We start from the raw sequence: 19,456 nt of genomic DNA on the forward strand, positions 1-19,456 counted from the left end.
ACAAAGTTAAGAAAATAGAACTGTTTAAATAAACCGGTAAATGATCAGGGCCACAGCGATTCCGATTATGCTGGCCATGGTGATCTTGATGGTAAGTCCAAAGGTGATGACCAGAATCCCGAAATTGATGACCAACGGGGAATCCAGTCCAAAGGATTGTCCGAAATTCAGCCATTCAAGCCAGGGCACCCCCTCGGCCAGCTGTCCCATAAAGCCGCCCAGCACAATACCTGCCAGGAGCATGATCAAAAGTATCCAGAAATTCTTGTAATGCATGTACCTTGTCCTCCGGTCTACCTAATTAGTATATATTACCATAAGTCCTTTAAAGTGTCATCTTAAAATTTTCAAAACACCGTCATCCAATAATTGCTGCAAAGATTTAAGGATTCCCAGCTTTGCATGGTACCAGGTCAGTCCTCCCTGGAAATATACAGCATAGGGCGGCTTAATGGGACCGTCCGCGGAAAGCTCAATGGAGGATCCCTGGACAAACGCTCCGGCAGCCATAATGACCTGGCTGTCATATCCCGGCATATCCCATGGCTCCGGCGTTACATAGCTGTCCACGGGCGCGGCTGCCTGGATCCCCTTGCAGAAGGCAATGACACCTTCCGGTGTGCCAAAGGTAATGGCCTGGATAATGTCATGGCGGGACTCATTGCTGTCAGGAACCACCTGAAATCCCAGGCGTTCATAGATATTGGCGGCAAATACAGCGCCCTTTAAGGCGCCTGCAACAACCGTGGGGGAAAGGAACAGGCCCTGGTAAAGCTGCTGGTTGATCCCCAGGCTGGCGCCCACCTCTTTTCCAAGTCCGGGAGCGCTGAGACGGTAGGATGCCCTGTCCACACATTCCTTTGTTCCCACAATATAGCCGCCGATGGGGGCCAGGCCTCCGCCCGGATTCTTGATCAGGGATCCCACGATCATGTCGGCTCCCACATCCGTAGGCTCTTTTTCCTCCACAAACTCTCCATAGCAGTTATCTACCATGCAGATCACATCCGGCCTGATCTCTTTGACAAAGGAGATCAGTTCACCGATCCTGTCCACGGAAAGGGTGGGACGTGTGGCATATCCTTTGGAACGCTGGATGGTTACCAGCTTTGTCCTGGGATTCATTGCCTTTGCGATCCCGGCAAAGTCAAAGCTTCCGTCCTCAAGAAGGTCCACCTGCCTGTAGGTCACCCCGTATTCCTTAAGGGATCCCACGGAATCGCGGATGCCGATCACTTCCTCCAGGGTGTCATATGGTTTGCCCACCGGGGATAAAAGCTCATCTCCGGGGCGGAGGTTGCCTGATAAAGCCACGTGCAGCGCATGGGTACCGCTGATCAGCTGGGGGCGCACCAGTGCGCTTTCTCCATGAAATACGCTGGCATATACATCCTCCAGAGTGTCACGGCCCAGGTCATTGTATCCGTATCCGGTGGTCGCGGCAAAGTGAATGTCGCTGACCCGGTTATCCTGCATTCCCTTGATAACCTTCATCTGGTTATACTCGGCAATGGCGTCAATCCCTTCAAACCGCTCCTTCAGCCCGGCTTCCACTTCCCTGCCAAACTCCATTACCTGGGGGCTGATGCCCAGTTCCTTATACATCCCTTGTAAACTTTTTATGTCCATTTTATATCTTATCTCCAATCCGTCTGATCCGGCTGTTATTATTTTATAAGCGTTTTCTCCCGCGCCAGTTTGTCATTATATCACAATCCCCTTCGCCCTGCAATCCTCTATTATCTGATCCAGCAGCCGGGAAGTATTGTTTTCAAATTCAGGCAGGTTCAGCCACCGCACATCCCTCTCCCGCTTAAACCAGGTCAGCTGGCGCTTGGCAAAATGTCTGGTATCGCGTTTTAGTATATACACAGCCTCATCCAGGCTTACGCGGCCTTCCAGGTAATCCAGGATCTCTTTATAGCCAAGTCCCTGCATGGAGGTCTGTCCACGGCGGCACCCCAAGTCCCTGAGCTTGTTTACTTCTTCAATAAGACCGTTTTCCATCATCTGGTCCACTCTGCGGTCAATGCGTTCATAGAGCAGGGAACGGTCCGTATTCACTACATAGTATAGGAAGTTATAGGGGGATTCCCTCTTACGTTCCTGCTCGTTGTGAAGGGATATCTTTTCCCCGGTGATCCTGAAATACTCTATGGCCCGTATGACACGCTTTAAATTGTTGGCATGGATCTGGCCGGCCGCCTCAGGATCCACCTCCTGCAGCATGCTGTGGAGAAGATCCGGCGCCGCCTCTCCTGCTTCTTCTGCCAGGGCTTCCAGTTCACTGCGGACAGGGCTTGCTTCGTCATTTTCCCGAAAGTCGATATCATATAGGAGGGCCTGGATGTAAAAGCCCGTGCCTCCTGCAACAATGGGCACATGTCCGTGGCTGTAGATTTCCGTCAACGCCTCTTTGGCCAAGTGCTGAAATGTAACCACGTTAAAGTCCTGGTCCGGATCCAGCACATCGATCAGATAATGGGGAATCCCATCCATCTCATCTGGCGTGATCTTGGCTGAACCGATATCCATGCGGCGGTACACCTGCATGGAATCAGCGCTGATGATCTCCCCGCCAATGGCCTTGGCCAGCTGAATGGACAGGGCTGTTTTCCCCACAGCGGTGGGACCGGTGAGAATAATGAGAGGCTGTTTCATTGGCTGTTTCATTTGCAGCTGTTTCATTTTCCGCAGCTCCTTTCGTTGTCAGTCTACACAATTCGCTTGAACTTCTTTTCCAGTTCATATTTTGTCATGGAAATAATGGTGGGCCTGCCGTGGGGGCATGCGTAGGGATTGTCCAGCTGCAGCAGCTGGTCAATAAGTTCATTGGCCTCCGCGGCGGACAGGGAGTGATGGCCCTTGACCGCAGCCTTACAGGACATGGAAGCCACCCTCTCGTAGATGATATCAGGATTGTGCACCGAGATATCATCGGAAAGCCCGTCTATCATTTCGATCAAAAGTTCCTTCTGGGCAATGGAAAACAGGTTGGCAGGAACGCCGCGCACTGCATATTCCCGGCCTCCAAAGGGTTCTATCTCAAATCCCATTCCTGTAAAATAACTCATGTATCTGCTTAACAGGACCTCCTCGTTCATATTCAGTGTGAGGATAATAGGCGGTTCCACCATCTGTGTGTCGTATTGCCTTGTTTTTAAGGTCTTTATGGTTTTTTCATAGAGTACCTTTTCATGGGCCGCGTGCTGGTCAATAATAAAAAGCTGCTCATTGTACTCCACCATCCAGTAGGTGTCAAACAGCTGGCCAATGAGTTTATGCCTCAGTCTGGCCTTGGGATCCAAAAGCTTTCCGTCAAACAGGTCCAGCTGCTCCGGCTCCTTTGGCGCCGGGGCATTGGACTGATCTTCTGCTAAAGTGGGGACTTGATCCTGTTTATCTCCAATATATTTGTTTGAAGTGGAGTCTGTTTTGTTGATATCCTGTAATTTCTCAGAAAAAGTGGAGGCAGTATTCTGAGTGGCGTTTGAATCCTTCATGGCATTGGCAGCAGCCTCCTGCTCCCGTTTTCGCACTTTCAGCCATTCCGGCATCAGTTCATTCACATAGGATGGCTTGGGCGGAGGTGTCCGGGCATAACTGGCAGATGAGGAAGCCTTGTCCTGGGCTGCGGGCTGGACGGCGCGGTTCATGGACTCGCGTCTTTTTACCTCAAACGGCTCGGGCCTGGGTGCCAGCCGCTGGGCCAGGTCCGCGGCCTCCTTCTCCTTTTTTTCGGCGAGGCTCACCTCGGGTATCAGTTCCTTGTGGGCCAGGGCATCCGCCACCGCCTTGACCACTGCGCGGTAGACAGCTTCTCCGTCAGAAAAGCGCAGCTCCATCTTGGTGGGGTGGACATTCACGTCCAGAGTGTCCTGCTGTATGGTAAAATGCAGCATGGTGAAGGGATATTTGTGCTGCATCATAAAGGGCTTATATGCCTCTTCTATGGCTTTTGAAATCACGCTGCTGCGGATATAGCGTCCGTTGATAAAGTAGTTTTCATAGTTGCGGTTGGATCTGGCGATCACCGGCTTTCCGATAAATCCAGACACTTGGATATCGCCCTCCTGGGCGTTTACGGCCAGAAGATTGGATGTGATCTCACGTCCGAACACGGTGTAGATCAGGTCTTTTAAATTATGGTTTCCTGAGGTGTAGAGCTTGTTCTGATTGTTTTGTATAAAACGGATGGAGATATCAGGGTGGGACAGGGCGATCTTTTCCACCACGGCAGCCACATGGGCCCCTTCTGTCATGGGGGTCTTTAGGAATTTTTTCCTGGCCGGGGTGTTATAGAACAGATTGCGGGCAATGATGGTGGTTCCTTCCGGCGCTCCGATCTCCTCCAGCCCACGTTCCGCTCCTCCCTCAATTTGGTAACGCGAGCCTGTCAGGCTGTCGCTTGTTTTTGAGATCAGTTCTACCTGGGCCACTGCGGCAATGCTGGCAAGAGCCTCACCTCTGAAACCAAGGGAGGAAACAGTGAAAAGGTCCTCCACGGATCTGATCTTGCTGGTGGCGTGGCGCAGAAAGGCCAGGGCGATCTGGTCCCTGGGGATACCGCAGCCATTGTCCGTCACCCGGACCATGGAACAGCCCCCGTCCTTAATCTCTATGGTCACGGCAGTGGCCTGGGCATCAATGGCATTTTCAAGAAGTTCCTTTACCACGGAAGCCGGCCGTTCGATTACCTCTCCTGCCGCTATTTTGTTAATGGTGCTTTGATCTAATACAGTAATGTTGGCCATATGGTATCCTTTCCGTCAATGCTTTTGTATGTTATATGGGTTTGTAGTGTACGTAACCCTAAAAACGCCGGCCCCAAGTTACTGGAGGGCCGGCTCCTTAATCATTCGTTTTTGCAGGGGTGAACTTTCTGACCCGTACCCACTTCACTGCCTTTCGTTTTACAAATCCATCAAACCTTCCAGAAGATGTACGGTCATGGTCCCCTGTTCCGTATCCACATCCAGGATGCAGTCCTTGATGGCGGGTATTAACAGCTCCCTGCCGTTTTTCATCTCTACCACATAAACGTCATTGGCGCCTGTTTCCAGTACGTCCTTCAGGACGCCAAGGGCTTCCCCGTCCTCTGTAAGCACCTGAAGTCCTATGAGGTCTGTGATAAAGTATTCATCCGGTCCCAGTTCCACCGCATGGTCCCTGGTAATGAGCAGGTCTTTGGATTTGTATTTTTCAATATCATTTATATTGTCATATCCCTTGAATTTGAGAATGACCATGTTTTTAAAATACTTCACCTGTTCAATCTCAAGAGGTATCTGTTCTTTTCCTGTGTCAAGTATAACTTCTTTTAATTCGTTAAAGCGTTTGGGGTCATCTGTTGTGGGAAATACCTTTACCTCTCCCCTCACTCCATGGGTAGATGTGATAACGCCTACTCTGAGCATGTCTTCCATATAATATATAACCTTTCTCACCTAGCAAGAAACAAACCGCCAGCCCAGGGGCCGGCGGTCCATCAATTACTGAATCTCAACAATTACTTTCTTGTCTTCTTTGGATGCAGCGGCCTTGACTACGGAACGGATTGCTTTTGCGATCCTGCCCTGTTTGCCAATGACCTTGCCCATATCGGCAGGAGACACCTTAAGTTCGATCAATGTATCTTCGCCCTTCATTGATTCGGTAACGACAACTTCATCTGGGTTATCGACCAGTGCTTTCGCAATCACTTCGACTAATTCCTTCATCTCTCCACCTCATTTGAGTCTTACTGAATGCCGGCGATCTTTAAGAGTTTTCCAACAGTCTCAGTAGGCTGTGCGCCTGTTGCGATCCACTTCTTAGTCGCTTCCTCGTCAAACTTGATTACGCTTGGTTCTCTGGTTGGATCATAATAACCGATCTCCTCGATGAACTTTCCATCTCTTGGGGATCTGGAATCAGCAACTACGATTCTATAGAAAGGAGCCTTCTTCTGTCCCATTCTTTTTAATCTCATCTTTACTGCCATGTGATTTTCACCTCCTTGTGATTTGTTCTTATATTAGACATACAGGATATCCTGTTTGACTAGCTTAATGTATTGTGTTACCGGGGCCTTAAAATGGAAATTTCATCTTACCGCCCATAAGTCCGCCAAGACCGCCGAAGCCGCCCCGCTTTTTGCCGCCGCCCATAAGGCCGGGCATCTGTTTCATCATCTTCTTCATCTGGTCGAACTGTTTGACCAGGCGGTTGACTTCACTGACCTCCACGCCTGCGCCCTTGGCAATGCGCTGCTTTCTGGAGGGGTTCATCAGGTTGGGATTGTCCCTTTCCTCCTTGGTCATGGAAAGGATAATGGATTCCACCCTGCGCATGGATTTCTCGCCCTCATCCATATCCACACCGGAGAGCTGGCTGCCCATGCCCGGCATCATGGAGAGGATACTTCCCATACCGCCCATCTTTTTGATCTGCTGCATCTGGGTCAGGAAATCATTATAGTCAAATTCCGCTTTGCGCAGCTTCTGGCTCAGTTCCCTGGCCTGCTCTTCATCTACCTCGGCCGTTGCTTTTTCAATCAGGGACTGGATATCTCCCATTCCCAGGATCCTGGAAGCCATGCGGTCCGGATAGAACTGCTCCAGATCGGACAACTTCTCGCCCATACCAACATATAGGATCGGTTTCCCTGTGACAGCGCGGATGGAAAGCGCCGCACCGCCTCGGGTATCGCCATCCAGCTTTGTGAGGATGACACCGTCAATACCAATTTTTTCATTAAATGTGCCGGATACGTTGACCGCATCCTGTCCGGTCATGGCGTCTACCACCAGTATGGTCTGGTATACGTCCACATGATCCTTAATCTCCACCAGTTCTTCCATCATGCCTTCGTCTATGTGAAGGCGGCCGGCAGTATCCAGTATGACCAGGTTCATTCCGTTCTTAGCCGCATGCTCCACAGCGGCTTTGGCAATGTCCACCGGTTTATTCCTGTCCCCCATGGTGAAGACAGGGACGCCGACTTTCTCTCCGTTGATCTGCAGCTGTTTAATGGCCGCAGGACGATATACATCGCAGGCTGCAAGAAGAGGCTTTTTGCCTTTGGCTTTCATCTTGCCCGCGATCTTGGCCGTGGTGGTGGTCTTACCAGCACCCTGAAGGCCTGCCATCATAATGATGGTGATCTCGTTGCCCGGTTTCAGGGCAATCTCCGTGGTTTCGGAACCCATGAGCTTTACCAGCTCTTCCGTTACGATCTTGATAACCGTCTGTCCGGGGGTCAGACTGCCGAATACATCTTCCCCAACCGCCCGATCCTGAACCGAGCTGACAAACTGCTTTACTACCTTGAAACTCACATCTGCCTCAAGCAGGGCCATCTTAACTTCCTTTAAAGCAGCTTTTACATCTGCCTCTGTCAGTCTGCCCTTGCCGCGCAGGTTTTTGAATACATTCTGTAATTTATCGGATAAGCTTTCAAAAGCCATGAATACCTCCTAAGGGCCGCACCGCTGCGGGTTACAGGGTGCCGGTGATTTCTCCCGACAATCTGCGGATCCGGCCGATCAGGGCCATATCTCCGGTTCGGGCACATTCGTCTGCCAGGTGTTCCACTTCCCTGGCCATATCCCGGATTTTCATGAATTTGGCCACCAGATGAAGCTTGGCCTCATATTCTTCCAGTATCTTGTCACATCGTTTCATCAGATCATGGACACCCTGACGGCTGATCCCCAGTTCTCCTGCTATCTCGCTGGGAGAAAGATCATTAAACACCACGTCCTCATACACTTTGCGCTGGTGTTCTGTCAGCAGTTCTCCATAAAAATCATAAAGTAAACCTTGTTCCACAATCTTTTCCATTTCAACCACCTGTGATATCATACACGATGGCAGAAAGAATGTCAAGCATTTTTACTTGACATTCCCTGAAAGTTTTTATAAATTTTTATTTACCCGTTATAATGTACATTTTTACAGCCAGCATAGATAAAAATAGCGGCCAGGAGACAGATGACTGTCACGGAGCGGTACAGCTGGCCATGGCCCGGATAAAACTGGGATCCGATCAGGCTGAACCCGATCCCAAACATGGCAACCATGATGGGAACCAGGGAGAAGAACAGGTATTTGCCCGTGGACATTACATTTTTCGGGGGGTTGCAGCGGGTCAGCTTGACGAGCGGCAGCCTTGCGAGACGGAAACAGGGACCAAAGGTAAATGAAGCCTGGTACGCGATCCCCTCCAGCCGGATCAGGGCATATGTTTTCTCCAGTCTGATCGTTTCATAGTCAAGATGGTTCCTTTGGGCATAGATAGCGGTTTCCCGTGCAAAGTCAGTGGGGTTCAGGATCTCTTCCTGGGGTTCAAAATAAATGTACTGGCCATGAAGTTCCTTTTTAAACAAAATCCAGTCTTTTTTGATGTTCTGGAACAGGAAGCCCTGTTTTTCATCCTCATGGATCTCCTTAAGACACTGACCGATCTCCACGGGGCTCAGCTGTATTCTCTCTTCCAGACGGGTGCACATCTGCCCCATCTTTTTTAGCTGCTCCACCTCTCCATCGATCTGGCTGCGGCGCATCCGCATCATTTCCCCCAATCCTATGCGTCCCTCATAATAGCCGCGTATATCTTTTATGGGAATGCCAAGCTGCCTGAAAAGCTTGATCTCCAAAAGCCGTACAATGTCCTCCTCGCTGTAATCCCTGTACCGGTTTCCTTCCGTGCGCCCGGGCTCCAGCAGTTCTTCGCTTTCATAGTACCGGATGTTTTTTCGGTCCAGCCCGGTTCTGGCTTCTGCTTCTTTCATCTTCATACAACGCACCCTCCTTTCCTGGGATACATTGATTGTAAACTATACAGGAACTGTACAGTCAAGTATATTTTTGGAAATAATGGGGAAATGATAGAGAAATTTTTATAATCCCTTGTGATAGCCATAAAAAGCAGCCCGAAGCGGATCATTCCACCCCGGACTGTAAAATTATGGAATATTTAGTTGCTGTTGTAGTTGGGGGTCAGGACGATCTCTCCGCTGATGATCTTTTCCTTTGCCTCGTCAGCTGCTGCCTTTGCCTCATCAGTCGCCTTGCTGCTGTAAGGGGCGATACTGATAACGCCTTCCTTTAAACCGGGGTTTTCAAGTCCGCCGAAGGTGCCTGCATTGATGATGTCGATCTGGGAGGTGATCATGGTGGGGATACTTACCATAAGGGAGGTAAGGCACAGGTCGTCCTTTACCAGGGATGCCTGGTCGGAGGTATATCCGATACAGAACACACCCTTTTCCTCACATGCCTCAAATGCTCCAAGCCCTGTCTCATCGCAGGTCTGAAGGATCACGTCAACACCCTGCTCGATCATGGCCAGGGCGGTTTCTTTTCCCTTGGAGGAATCATTAAAGGTGCCGGTGATCACTGTTTTTACTTCCACGTCAGGTCTGGCTGCCTTTGCGCCTTCCACAAATGCGTTTTTATCGGAAGCCTGCGTGCTGTTGTCTCCGCCGCCGATGTAGCCGATCACGCCGCTCTGGCTCTGCACTGCTGCCAGCACGCCGCACACGTATGCGCCCTCATACTCCTTGTAATCATAGAAAGCAATGTTGGATGGGGCTTCTTCGCCTTCAGGCGGGTTTCCTGTGATGAAGAAATATTTTTCAGGATAATCCTCAGCCACGCGGACGCAGGCGTCTCCGTACTGCACGCCGTGTCCGATCACAAAGTCATAATCCTCCTCGCAGTAGCTTCTGAAGGTGGACTCCATGTCAGCTGCCTGCACATCCTCTGTATAGGCGATCCCATAGCCCTGGGATTCCAGTTCCTTAAGGCCCTCATAAGCGCCCTGGTTCCAGGATTTGTCCGTGATAAAGCCTGGGAGAAGGATAGCAATCTTGGATACTTCCCCGGCAGCGGCTTTTTCACCTTGTTCCTGGGCTGCCTCTGTTTTTTCTGTTTCAGCTGCCTTGGTGGTTTCTTCTGCTTTGCTGCCGCAGCCTGTGATCACAGATGCTGCCATGGCGGCACACAGAAGAAGGGATACTACTTGTTTGCTCTTTTTCATAATTACGTCTCCTTTTGTATTATATTAATCCTGCCAAGCAGGTAAATAGGCCGGTTACCGGCTTTCCTTATTATATATTTGTCCCAGATACCGGGGAGCATGGATATTGCGTCCGAATATCACAAGACTGATGAGCGTCACCGCATAAGGAAGGGCCACAAAAAACTGGTACGGAAGGGGGGACCCCAGCGCCTGGAGCCGCAGCTGCAAAGCTTCCACCGTACCGAACATGAATGCGGCGCATACCGCAAACACAGGGTTCCACCTGGCAAGGATGGTGATGGCCAGACAGATAAAGCCGCGGCCCGAGGACATATTTTCCGTAAATGTCCCCACTATGCCGCAGGAAAGGAATGCGCCTCCGATGCCTGCCATAAAGCCGCTGAACATATAGGTGCTGTATCTGATCTTCACCACATTGATGCCGGCCGCGGCCGCGGCCCTGGGATTTTCCCCTGCAGCATCCACTTTAAGTCCCAGGTTGGTATATTTTAGCAGGAACCATACAAGGGCAGCGGCTATGAGCGCAATGTACACAAGTACATTGTGTTTGAAGAAAATATCACCGATAAACGGGATGCGGGACAGAACAGGGATCTCAATATTCTTTAATATGTCCACTTTGATCTTATCCGTACTCACGCCATACACGGCCCTGTACAGGAAGTTAGTAAAGCCAAGGGCAAAGATATTGAACATGATGCCCACCACGGACTGGTCCTGCTTGCGGCTGACGCCCCAGAATGCGATGAGCAGGGCCCCGCACATTCCTGCCAGTCCTCCGGCCAGGATGCCAATGACTATACTGGATGAATGGTAAGCTGCCATAAAGGATATGAGGGCGCTTACCAGCATCTCACCTTCCAGGCCGATGTTCATCACACCGGAACGCTCTGACACCACGTCACCCACTGAACCGAATATCAACGGTACGCTCATGCGCACGCCTGCTGTAAAAAGAGGAACCAAAAATGCCGCTGTTAAGATCTCACTCATTTTTTCACCTCTCCTATTCTTTTGTCAGACTGTTTCTTCTTTCCCGCTGCTCCGAAAAAGCTGAAGCCCAGCAGGATGAACAGTACGATCAGGGCCTGGAGCACATTGAGGAACAGGGAGGAAACACCTGTTTTTACCTGCATGGTCTCCGCGCCCGAGGAAAGGGCTGCCAGAAGAATGGATGATACCAGGACCCCCACAGGATGGAGCATTCCCAACAGCGCCGCCACCACTCCGTCAAATCCGTAGGAGCCGGCCAGGCCTTCCAGCAGACGGGTCTGGGTGCCTGCGATCTCAATGGCTCCGGCCACTCCTGCAAACGCACCGCTGACCAGCATGGCTGACAGATAATATTTTTTCTGGCTGATGCCTCCAAAGGCAGCGGCCTTGATGCTGCCGCCCAGGACCCTCAGTCGGTATCCGAAGCTGGTCTTTTTGATGACGATCCAGTAGATCACAAAACCGGCCAGGGCAATGAGGATACCCGCATTCATACGGGAACCTTCAAAGAGCTTTGGCAGTGTGGAAGCCACCTTGGCGGACTGGGGGATATTTCCCTTGGAATCCCTAAGAGGATAATAGACGCAGTAGCTTAAAAACTGCACTGCTATGTAATTCAGGAGCAGTGTTGTAATGATCTCACTGGCCCCGAACTGTGTCTTAAAAAAGCCTGCGATCCCGGCCCACAGTGCGCCGAATACGGCTGCGGTCAGGATTCCCAGGGGAAGCCACACGGGCCCCAGGCTTTTTGCAAGAGGGGAGATCCCCACAATGGTCATGCCGATGGCGCCCAGGCAAATCTGCCCCTCCCCGCCCAGATTGCTCAGCTTGGCCTGGAACGTAAAGGATACTCCCAGTCCCACGATCAGGATGGGCACCAGCTTTACGGAAATTTCTCCAATGCTTCTAAAGGAGCGGAAGGGCCGTACCAGAAGGTAATAATAGGCCTCCAAAGGGTCAACGCGGAGGATGGCGATAAAAATGCCTCCGATCAAAAGGGCGGCCAGCACGGCGGCCAGGGTAATGAGACATTTGACCGCTGTCCCGGCTTCCTGCATGGAATCAAGTAGTTTCATCTGCCGTCACCCCCATCATCATCATACCTACTTCCCGGACCGTGGTCTTTTCAGGAACCACCTCTCCCACGATCCTGCCCCGGTAAAGGACCACAATGCGGTCCGAAAGGGCAAACAGCTCCTCAAAATCCCCGGACAGGAGAAGGAGCCCCATTCCGTCTTCCCGTGCCTTAAGGATCTTTTCACGGATAAACCAGGTGGCTTTGATATCCAGCCCTCTGGTGGGATATGCACAGATCATGGCTTTGGGGTGTTTGCTCAGCGCCCTTGCCAAAATAAACTTCTGCAGGTTTCCTCCTGACAGGTTGGCGCTCCTGTCAGTGATCCCCCTGGCCCTTACATCAAAGTCGATCATGGCTTTGGCTGCCTGGGTCTTTATAAAGCGGTAATCCAGGAACCACCCTTTTTTAGGAGGTTTCCTGTTCCTTAAGATCCAGTTTTCATAGAGAGGGAAATCAGGCACACTGCCCACATAGTTACGGTCAGCAGGGACATATGCAATGCCCTTATCAATAAAGTTCTTTGCATTTCTGGTGGAAACCTCCTCACCATTGATCCGCACCGTGCCGCCCAGGGCTTTGCGGACCCCTGCCAGCACTTCGGCCAGCTCCACCTGTCCGTTACCCTCCACACTGGCGATTCCTACCACCTCTCCCGGGTACACGGACAAGGACACGCCGTTCAGGGTTTTGACTTTTCGGTCATCCTCCGCCTCCAGGTTCTCGGCGCAGATTACAGGCACCTGGTTTTCATGGCAGGTCTGTTTTTTGTCAAATTCAGGCGGATTCACTTCCTCTCCCACCATCATTCGCACAATGGTGGATTTATCCGCATCCCTGGTATCGATCTGACCTGTGACGCGCCCTTTGGTGAGCACTGTGATACGTTTGCTGATCTTCAGGACTTCGTCCAGCTTATGGCTGATAAAGATCACCCCTTTGCCCTCGCTGACCAGATTGGAAATGATCTCAAACAGGCCATCGCATTCCTGGGGCAGGAGAACCGCCGTGGGCTCGTCAAATATAAGCAGGTCCGCACCTGTGTACAAAAGCTTGAGGATCTCGACTTTTTGCTGCATGCCGATGCTCAGCTGCTCCACAGGGCTGTGAAGATCCACATCGATCCCGTATTTTTCCTTCAGATGTTCCAGGTTCTCTTCTATCTTCTTGCGGTTTGTAATAGAGAAGGTCCCCGCATCCCCCATCAGACCTATGTTCTCAATGGCCGAGAACACGTCCACCAGCATAAAGTGCTGATGGACCATGCCGATTCCATGACGCAGGGCGTCCTTGGGGGACTGGATCTTCACCGGGCTGCCAAAACGGCGGATTTCTCCCCTGTCCGGCTTATAGATCCCATAGATCACATTCATCAAGGTACTTTTGCCGGCGCCGTTTTCGCCTAGAAGGGCATGGACTTCTCCGGGATATACGGTAAGATTTATGTCCTCATTGGCTGTAAAGCTGCCGAATGTTTTTGTAATACCTTTTAATTCCAGTAATGGAGTCTGGTTGTCCATGGATGTTCTCCTGTTTATTTGCAATGTACTTTGCACCACAGTTCCTGTACCGGCGGGATCTGCTCTCTCATACCCGGGGCAAGGCGGCACCATATAATGCCTTTCACCGGTCTGGGAAATTCGTGGCGTGTCTCAATGATGCGCGTAGGGGTTACGATATAGTCAATGGCTGTATCATACTCCTCCACCGTAACATCCACGTCAGCAACCTGGCAGTCATGTCCGGCGCCAACGATAACGGAAGTTTCATCCACAATGCCCATGGTGTACAGCATGGCCCATTCCAGATCAAAGTAGCCGTGTCCCTTGCCAAAACGGATGCCGCTGGGGGTGATGGCGGAAGCGCCTGTGACCAGCATATCGATGTGGCCCACGGATTCCTTTAACTGCTCCAGTGTCTGGTGCTTCCAGTAACGGGAAACGCCGTCCAGCAAAGATGCGACCTCCTCTTTTCCTTCGGGGATAAACTCGGGTTTGATGAGGAAAAATCCCCGGGTGATCCCATAGTTTGTCATGACCACGGTCTTTTTATCCCGGAATGCTGTTTCACGCAGTTTTTCCAGGTTATTGTCAGGGGTGATGAAGATCACCTTTGCATTTTTATACATATCTGTGGAGGCCAGCAGAGCGGCGCCCTTGTCACTGCCCTCGTAATCTGCTATAAACTCTGAAAATTCCCAGCTGAATTTGGAATCCGGCCTTGCAACTTTAAGTAACTCTTCCCAAATCTTAACCCTTGCTGTTTTTGCGTCCATCTTCATTTCCCCGCATTCTCCTTTGTGTATTTATTGTTTTTTCTCATATTGAGCATTCTTATTATTAACACAGCTAATATTAGTATGTTTTTCCATGTTTGTCAATATAAAATTAACACACAGATAAAATTGCACGGGGAGGGGGAATTATACCCTCTTCGGGCGCCGTGGTCCGGCCACGGTCCCCTTTCCCGGAACGTAAAAAATCCCCGGAAGCCTGTTGATCGGACACAGGTTTCCGGAGATTTCCGGTATTAAATGTTCAGTTCTCTTTTTCCAGCACGATTTCATAACTGCAGCTTCCGCTAAGCGACTTCTTTTCACCTGCAGGGCTGATGATCTGGATCAGCCTCCATCCATCGGCCGCTTCATTCATAATGATCTCTTTACAACGCTCAAAGGTCTCCAGATTGCCTGTTTTTAAATTCCCGTCAAATGGGACCTCCACAAATTTATAGTCAAATTTCCCCATAATAACAGCTCTTTCTCTTTTGATATTTGCCTTCATTATAAGAGAATGATTCATAAAGATGCTATTGGAATTTCAAAGGGGCATATAAAGATTGTATATAGATTCAGGAATCATTCCTGATTTCTCTACATAACCATATTGAGCACCAGCAGTTCTGCTATCCCCACCCCTGTCATGATCATGGATACGGCCGTCTTACATTTTAACTGGTCCTTTAAGTCCGTCAGGCCGAACATTCCGTTGAATACCCAGAATCCGCTGTCATTGAAATAGCTGAATGCAATGGCGCCGATACAACATGACTGCGCCAGGAGAATGGGGTTCACTCCCAAAACGCTGACCAGTGGGGCTGTCAGAGATGCGGCCGTGGTGATGGCCACGGTTGCAGACCCAAGGGCCAGACGCATAAGGGCGCCGATGATCAGGGGAATGAGGATGGCCGGTATGGGCCAAGACACTACGGTGGCGCCCAGCACGTCACCGATCCCGCTGACCTTGATTACATTGCCCAGGGAACCGCCGGCACCTGTGATCAGCATGATCATTCCGGTGTCCTTGATGCTGTCGTTCATGATGCCCAGGAGTTTGTCCTTGTCGATCTTGGCGCCCAGGCCATAGACAGCCAGGGTGGTTCCGATACCCAGGGCTACGATGGGGGAACCTAGCAGGCTGATGATGGTATATGCGGTTCCCTCCGGCATACCTGCAAAGTCAACTATGGTCTTGGAGAGGATCAGCACCAGGGGGATAAGAATTGGGGCAAGGGACGGAGCCAGACCGGGAAGTTCCCTGGCATTCATGATCTCCTCCAGCTGGTCCATGGTCTTTAAGTATTCTTTTTTGTAGTCCATGCGCTCAAATGTACCGTCCTCATGGGGGATCTGGTAAATCTTGCGTCCCACCCATTTGGCATACAGGATAGCTGCAACAAAGATCAGGATGGACATGCCGCTTCCTGCCAGGATCATCTGTCCTACGTCAATTCCCAGCATGCCGGCGGCTGTCAGCGGACCCGGTGTGGGGGGAACCATTACATGGGTGCACTGCAGGCCGCAGGCCAGTGCCAGCGCCAGCCCGACCACGGACTTGCCGGTGACCCTGGACATGGCTTTACACAAGGGGGCAAAGATCACAATGGCAGAGTCCGCGAAGACGGGAATGGAAACCAACCATCCCGTGATCCCCAGTGCCCACTCCTCCTTTCCCTTGCCGATCAGGCGGATGAACGTGTAGGCAAGGCGTTCTGCAGCGCCTGTCTTTTCCAGGATACCGCCCATCATGACCCCAAGGCCGATGATGATGCCGGTGCTCTTAAGTGTGCTTCCAAAGCCGTTTTGGATGGCATCAATGGCCTCAGATGGGCTCATATGTCCCACAATACCTGTGATCAGTGCTGCCAGGAGCAGTGCAATGAATGTATGGGTCTTTGTTTTCATGACAAGAAATATCATAACGGCAATGCCTAAAAACAGTCCCAGAAGCATTTGTGTTTCATTCGTCATAACGGTTTGACTCCTATTCTTTTGTGTGATTGTAACAGTTCAGGACGGCGGGAAAATAACATTAACGGACAAGACAGGGCTTCTTGGAATTGAACTTCCATCCCGGGATCAGATACTGCATTACAACAGAGTCATCCCTGCCGCCCAGGCAGTGATCCAGGTACAGCTGATGGGCTTTTTTTACCTGTTCCATGTCCACCTCTATGCCAAGTCCCGGTTTCCTGGGAACGGCCACACAGCCGTCCACGATCTGTAATGGTTCCTTGGTCAGGCGTTCCATCCCCTCCTGCCAGATCCAGTGGGTGTCCAGGGCATTGTATTCGCCGGGCACGGCTGCGCCCACCTGGGTAAACATGGCCAGTGAAATGTCAAAGTGGTTGTTGGAATGGCTTCCCCATGTATATCCGAAATCATGGCACATCTGGGCCACCCTCACGGAACCGTTCATGGTCCAGAAATGGGGATCGGCTAAAATAATGTCCACGGCCTGGGATTCCAGGGAATGGCCCACCTCACGCCAGTCTGTGGCGATCATGTTGGTGGCTGTGGGGAATCCGGTCCGGCGGCGGAATTCACTCATGATCTCCCGACCTGAATAAACGCCTTCAGCTCCGCAGGGATCCTCGCAATAGGTCAGGATGCCCTGCATCCCCTTTACATACTCAACCGCCTCCTCAAGGAGCCATCCTCCGTTGGGATCCAGGTCGATCCTTGCGTCCGGGAACTCTTTCTTTAAGGCCCGGATCACATCCATCTCTTCGTTACCCGCAAGGACGCCGCCTTTTAACTTGAAATCCTGGAACCCGTATTTTTCCTTGGCAGCTTTGGCAAAGGCCACGATCCTGTCCGCTGTAAGGGCCTCCTCATGGCGGATCCTGTACCATTCACAGTCTGCGTCCGGTTCGGCATCGTAAGCCAGATCGGTCTTGTTGCGGTCCCCCACAAAGAACAGGTAGCCCAGCATCCGTACCTTGTCCCTCTGCTGTCCCTCTCCCAGCAGTTCACATACGGGAACACCCAGGTGCTTTCCTAACAGATCCAGGCAGGGCGCTTCGATGGCAGTGATCACATGGACCCCGGTCCTCAGATCAAAGGTCTGGTTGCCTCTCACATCCTCCTCGCCCTTGGAATCCAGATGTTTTTTTACCTTTAACAGGGTGCTTTTGTACTCGGCGACCTTTGTACCCTCCACCAGCGGAATACATTCCTCCAGGGCATTGGTGATCTTTTTGCCTCCCGGGACCTCGCCCACGCCCATCTCGCCGTTGTCCGCGTAAAGGACCACCACATTCCTTGTGAAATAAGGAGCATGGGCACCGCTCAGGTTCAGCTCCATACAGTCCTTTCCTGCTACCGGATACACTTCCATTTTTGTGATTACAGGTGTTGTCATATTCGTTACTCTCCTTTTGTTTGATAAGTTCTGATCCCTGTTCCTTGTTGTTATCTTCATTTTAAAGGAATATTTACACTTAGTCAAATTACTTAATTTTATTTTTACTCTTAAAAATATTTATAGTTTTATGATTGTAAAAATATGGGTGATAATTTGCCGCAGCACAAAAACAGGGCTATACAGAATAGGTGACCACTCATCTATCCTGTATAGCCCTGTGTACTTTTTATGTTTTCTGCACAAGCCGGATCATTGATCGGCAAAAACCGGATTTTTAAATCAGCGCAGTGACAATGGTTTGTAATCCTCTTCCTGCATTACGCTGGTATAAGCAGGGCGGATGATCTTATCCATGTTGATCAGCTCCTCAATGCGGTGAGCACTCCAGCCAACGATCCTGGCAATGGCAAAAATAGGGGTGAACATCTCCTCGGGAATATCCAGCATGCTGTATACAAAGCCGCTGTAAAAGTCAACATTGGCGCTGACGCCCTTATAGATCTTGCGCTCCTCCGTGATCACCTTGGGACCCAGTTCCTCGATCATGGAGTAAAGCTCAAAGTCGTCAATGCGTCCCTTCTCCTCTGAAAGCTGCTTGACAAAGCGCTTAAAGATCTCGGCACGCGGGTCGGACTTGGAGTAGACCGCATGGCCCATACCATAGATAAGGCCCTTTCTGTCAAATGCTTCCTTGTGAAGAAGCTTCTTCAGATAGGATTCCACCTCATCCCTGTCCTTTAAATCCTTTACATTCTGTCTCAGGTCTGCCATCATCTCCACTACCTTGATGTTGGCGCCGCCGTGCTTGGGCCCCTTTAAGGAGGCAAGGGCTGCAGAGACAACGGAATATGTATCGGTTCCTGAAGAGGTGACCACATGGGTGGTAAAGGTGGAGTTGTTTCCTCCGCCATGCTCCATATGAAGGATCAGCGCCAGATCCAGTACATGGGCTTCCACCTGGGAATACTTCATATCAGGACGCAGCAGGCGCAGCAGGTTTTCAGCCGTGGACAGCTTCTCATCCGGACGGTGGATGTACATGCTCCCATCCCGCTCATAATGGTTAAAGGCATGATAGCTGTATGCGGCCAGCATGGGCATGACGCTGATCAGCATCATACTCTGCCTCAGGACATTGGGAATGGAGATATCCCACGCCTTGTCATCATAGGATGCCAGAGTAAGGATACTCTTGCTCAGGGAAACCATCATATCCTTGGACGGCGCTTTCATAACCACGTCCCGGACAAAATTGGTGGGCAGGGTGCGGCTGTATGCCAGGCTGTCCCTGAACTTAGACAGCTCCACGTCATTGGGGAGCTCCCCGAAAAGCAGCAGATAAGCAATCTCCTCAAAACCAAACCGGTTGTCTCTCACTACTCCGCCTATGAGATCATAAATATTATAGCCGCGGTAGAATAGCTTGCCCTCACAGGGAACCTTTACCCCATCCACAACCTTATTGGACTCAATTTTGGACACTTTTGTCAATCCGGCAACCACGCCGTTTCCATTCTTGTCACGAAGCCCACGTTTCACCTCGTACTTTTCGTAGAGCCCTAAATCAATCCTCTCATCATTCAGGCAGATATCTGCCCACTGACCCACATTGTCCAAAAATTCCTTTGTCTGAATCATGCAAATCGTCTCCTTCCGTTTTCGATATAGTATCCTCCTGTAAAATCAGTAATAGTACTATTTTAATATATTTTGGAA

At 50.8% G+C, this 19,456-nt stretch carries 19 protein-coding genes; all 19 read right to left on the reverse strand.

Annotated elements, in window-relative coordinates:
- Window positions 1-24: 24 nt before the first annotated feature.
- The gene (locus HMPREF9469_RS18395) at window positions 25-276 is read right to left on the reverse strand and encodes a DUF4321 domain-containing protein (RefSeq protein WP_007864887.1); all 252 of its coding nucleotides are present in this window, start codon (window positions 274-276) and stop codon (window positions 25-27) included.
- 57 nt (window positions 277-333) lie between these two features.
- Window positions 334-1,629 (reverse strand): methionine gamma-lyase family protein, encoded by a 1,296-nt coding sequence (locus tag HMPREF9469_RS18400; protein WP_007864889.1) that lies wholly within the window; start codon window positions 1,627-1,629, stop codon window positions 334-336.
- Window positions 1,630-1,704: 75 nt separating this feature from the next.
- Window positions 1,705-2,661 (reverse strand): tRNA (adenosine(37)-N6)-dimethylallyltransferase MiaA, encoded by a 957-nt coding sequence (gene miaA / locus HMPREF9469_RS18405; protein WP_040416839.1) that lies wholly within the window; start codon window positions 2,659-2,661, stop codon window positions 1,705-1,707.
- A 53-nt stretch (window positions 2,662-2,714) separates the two neighbouring features.
- Entirely contained in the window at window positions 2,715-4,754 is a 2,040-nt protein-coding gene (gene mutL, locus HMPREF9469_RS18410) for a DNA mismatch repair endonuclease MutL (protein ID WP_007864893.1), read from the reverse strand.
- Between the two features lie 159 nt (window positions 4,755-4,913).
- The gene (rimM, locus tag HMPREF9469_RS18415; RefSeq protein ID WP_007864896.1) at window positions 4,914-5,426 is read right to left on the reverse strand and encodes a ribosome maturation factor RimM; all 513 of its coding nucleotides are present in this window, start codon (window positions 5,424-5,426) and stop codon (window positions 4,914-4,916) included.
- Between the two features lie 66 nt (window positions 5,427-5,492).
- Window positions 5,493-5,720 carry a KH domain-containing protein gene (locus tag HMPREF9469_RS18420; RefSeq protein ID WP_007864899.1) on the reverse strand — a complete coding sequence of 76 codons (228 nt, stop codon included), beginning with the start codon at window positions 5,718-5,720 and terminating at the stop codon, window positions 5,493-5,495.
- A 20-nt stretch (window positions 5,721-5,740) separates the two neighbouring features.
- Window positions 5,741-5,983 (reverse strand): 30S ribosomal protein S16, encoded by a 243-nt coding sequence (rpsP, locus tag HMPREF9469_RS18425; protein ID WP_007864902.1) that lies wholly within the window; start codon window positions 5,981-5,983, stop codon window positions 5,741-5,743.
- An 88-nt stretch (window positions 5,984-6,071) separates the two neighbouring features.
- A complete protein-coding gene (gene ffh, locus HMPREF9469_RS18430) occupies window positions 6,072-7,448 on the reverse strand; it encodes a signal recognition particle protein (RefSeq protein WP_007864905.1) in 1,377 nt (458 codons plus the stop codon).
- Window positions 7,449-7,479: 31 nt separating this feature from the next.
- Window positions 7,480-7,824, reverse strand: coding sequence for a YlxM family DNA-binding protein (gene ylxM, locus HMPREF9469_RS18435; RefSeq protein WP_007864908.1), 345 nt, complete (start codon window positions 7,822-7,824; stop codon window positions 7,480-7,482).
- A gap of 89 nt (window positions 7,825-7,913) precedes the next feature.
- Window positions 7,914-8,780 (reverse strand): MerR family transcriptional regulator, encoded by an 867-nt coding sequence (locus HMPREF9469_RS33370; RefSeq protein WP_007864911.1) that lies wholly within the window; start codon window positions 8,778-8,780, stop codon window positions 7,914-7,916.
- A gap of 179 nt (window positions 8,781-8,959) precedes the next feature.
- The gene (locus HMPREF9469_RS18445) at window positions 8,960-10,024 is read right to left on the reverse strand and encodes a BMP family protein (RefSeq protein ID WP_007864914.1); all 1,065 of its coding nucleotides are present in this window, start codon (window positions 10,022-10,024) and stop codon (window positions 8,960-8,962) included.
- Between the two features lie 54 nt (window positions 10,025-10,078).
- Window positions 10,079-11,020 carry an ABC transporter permease gene (locus tag HMPREF9469_RS18450; RefSeq protein WP_007864916.1) on the reverse strand — a complete coding sequence of 314 codons (942 nt, stop codon included), beginning with the start codon at window positions 11,018-11,020 and terminating at the stop codon, window positions 10,079-10,081.
- On the reverse strand, window positions 11,017-12,096 hold the full coding sequence (locus HMPREF9469_RS18455; RefSeq protein ID WP_007864918.1) for an ABC transporter permease: 1,080 nt from the start codon (window positions 12,094-12,096) through the stop codon (window positions 11,017-11,019). Before HMPREF9469_RS18455 ends, HMPREF9469_RS18450 begins: the two co-directional genes overlap by 4 nt.
- On the reverse strand, window positions 12,083-13,615 hold the full coding sequence (locus HMPREF9469_RS18460) for an ABC transporter ATP-binding protein (RefSeq protein ID WP_007864921.1): 1,533 nt from the start codon (window positions 13,613-13,615) through the stop codon (window positions 12,083-12,085). Before HMPREF9469_RS18460 ends, HMPREF9469_RS18455 begins: the two co-directional genes overlap by 14 nt.
- Window positions 13,616-13,629: 14 nt before the next feature.
- A complete protein-coding gene (locus HMPREF9469_RS18465; protein WP_007864923.1) occupies window positions 13,630-14,376 on the reverse strand; it encodes a 5-formyltetrahydrofolate cyclo-ligase in 747 nt (248 codons plus the stop codon).
- A gap of 256 nt (window positions 14,377-14,632) precedes the next feature.
- Window positions 14,633-14,842, reverse strand: a complete 210-nt coding sequence (locus HMPREF9469_RS18470) for a DUF4177 domain-containing protein (RefSeq protein ID WP_007864926.1) — start codon at window positions 14,840-14,842, stop codon at window positions 14,633-14,635.
- A 125-nt stretch (window positions 14,843-14,967) separates the two neighbouring features.
- Entirely contained in the window at window positions 14,968-16,344 is a 1,377-nt protein-coding gene (locus tag HMPREF9469_RS18475; protein ID WP_007864929.1) for a GntP family permease, read from the reverse strand.
- Between the two features lie 61 nt (window positions 16,345-16,405).
- On the reverse strand, window positions 16,406-17,737 hold the full coding sequence (locus tag HMPREF9469_RS18480) for an enolase C-terminal domain-like protein (RefSeq protein WP_007864932.1): 1,332 nt from the start codon (window positions 17,735-17,737) through the stop codon (window positions 16,406-16,408).
- 282 nt (window positions 17,738-18,019) lie between these two features.
- The gene (locus HMPREF9469_RS18485; protein ID WP_007864935.1) at window positions 18,020-19,378 is read right to left on the reverse strand and encodes a citrate/2-methylcitrate synthase; all 1,359 of its coding nucleotides are present in this window, start codon (window positions 19,376-19,378) and stop codon (window positions 18,020-18,022) included.
- Window positions 19,379-19,456: the final 78 nt, after the last annotated feature.

This window comes from [Clostridium] citroniae WAL-17108 (assembly GCF_000233455.1).
In the GTDB taxonomy this organism is placed as follows: domain Bacteria; phylum Bacillota; class Clostridia; order Lachnospirales; family Lachnospiraceae; genus Enterocloster; species Enterocloster citroniae.